Origin of the sequence: Microvirga soli, assembly GCF_016734765.1 — a bacterium.
Taxonomy (GTDB): domain Bacteria; phylum Pseudomonadota; class Alphaproteobacteria; order Rhizobiales; family Beijerinckiaceae; genus Microvirga; species Microvirga soli.
On sequence record NZ_JAERQE010000162.1, the window covers coordinates 1 to 814 of the forward strand.

Annotated in this window: 1 protein-coding gene; it reads right to left on the minus strand. The window is 59.3% G+C overall.

Annotated features, from left to right (window positions below; genetic code table 11):
* Positions 1 to 59 precede the first annotated feature (59 nt).
* Positions 60 to 761, minus strand: coding sequence for an IS6 family transposase (locus JKL45_RS29670; protein WP_201865365.1), 702 nt, complete (start codon positions 759 to 761; stop codon positions 60 to 62).
* Between the last annotated feature and the right edge of the window lie 53 nt (positions 762 to 814).

Sequence of the window (814 nt, forward strand, 5' to 3'; positions counted from 1 at the left end):
GGTGATGTCACATTAACTGACGCGGGGTGCATCGAGGGCAACTCGGCTGCATAACCGGCTCAAGCGATGAGGCCTGCCGCAGTTCTCCATTCCGCCATGGCGTTGAGGCGGTGCAGATAAGAGGCAAGGGCAGAGCGGCGGGAGCGGGGCGGAACGAAGATATTTCGGACAGCCGAGAAGATTGTAGTAAACCGCTGCAGACCTCCCGGTGAACGAAAGCCCTGTATAACCCGCTCTCGCTTTCGCAACGGAACATGCGAGTTCTCGGCCCTATTATTCAGGCCTTTATGCGACCAGTGGCCGACCTCTGGCATGATCTCCCGCTTGGCGGCTCCATAAGAGGGAAGTTTATCAGTGATGATGCGCTTGGGTGCCACGCCCTGCTTCTTCAACAGGCGCTTCAGCAAACGTTTGGCTGCCTTGGTATTGCGCCGCGGCTGGACGATCTCGTCGAGTACATAGCCATCCTGATCAACGGCCCGCCACAACCAGTGCTTCTTGCCAGCAATGGTGATCACGACCTCGTCGAGATGCCAGATGTCGCGCCGGTTCGGCCTCTTGCGTTTAAGGCGGCGGGCGTAGTCCGGCCCGAACTTCAGAGCCCACCGACGGACTGTCTCATAGGAGACGAGGATGCCGCGCTCCAGGAGCATCTCCTCGACCAGCCGCAGGCTCAAGGGGAACCTGAAATAGAGCCATACCGCGTGCGCGATGATCTGGGGTGGAAAGCGATGGCGTTTGTAGCTGACGGGCTCGGTCATGCCGGCCCATCTACACGCCTCGCTCTCATACGCGGGTTAATGTGACATCACCG